Here is a 673-nt window from a genome sequence, read left to right as displayed (position 1 = left end):
GCATCGCCGTCGGCCAGTTCCTCGCCGGGATCTGCAGCTACCTGGTGCTCCGGGCCGGCGACGAACAGCAGACCCGCGGCGTGCTGTTCTGGCTGATGGGCAGCCTCGGCGGCGCCACCTGGAACGCGCTCGCCCTGCCCGCCGCCGCCGTGGCGCTCGGCCTGGTCGCCCTGCAGGCCCGCGCCCGTGCCCTGAACGCACTCGTCCTCGGCGACGAGACCGCGGCCGGCCTCGGCCTCGCCCCCGACCGGCTGCGCCGCGAACTCTTCGTGGTCACCAGCCTGTTGACCGGTGTCCTGGTCGCCGTCTCGGGCGCGATCGGCTTCGTCGGCCTGCTGGTGCCGCACCTGTGCCGGCTGGCCGCCGGCGGCGACCACCGCCGCCTGCTGCCGCTGTCCGCGCTCACCGGCGCCGTGCTGCTCACCGCCGTCGACACCGTCGCCCGCACCGCGCTCGACACCCAGGAACTGCCGATCGGCGTGGTCACCGCGCTGCTCGGCGCACCTGTCCTGCTGTACCTGCTCGACCGACGTCAGGAGAACCGGTGAGACTCGCCCTCGACGACGTGCACGTCGCCCTGGCCGGACGGGACGTGGTGGCCGGCGTCCACCTGGTCGCCGAGGCCGGCGAGATCGCCGGCCTGATCGGGCCCAACGGCAGCGGCAAGTCCACC

At 74.7% G+C, this 673-nt stretch carries 1 protein-coding gene; it reads left to right on the top strand.

Annotated features, from left to right (window positions below):
- The coding region (locus KCH_RS02470) for a FecCD family ABC transporter permease (RefSeq protein WP_035858535.1) at positions 1-548 on the top strand (548 nt) is incomplete at its 5' end.
- Positions 549-673 lie beyond the last annotated feature (125 nt).

It is taken from the genome of Kitasatospora cheerisanensis KCTC 2395 (assembly GCF_000696185.1).
Lineage (GTDB): Bacteria > Actinomycetota > Actinomycetes > Streptomycetales > Streptomycetaceae > Kitasatospora > Kitasatospora cheerisanensis.
The sequence above is the reverse complement of the archived record's forward strand: the minus strand, read 5'-3'. Positions and strand labels throughout refer to the sequence as shown.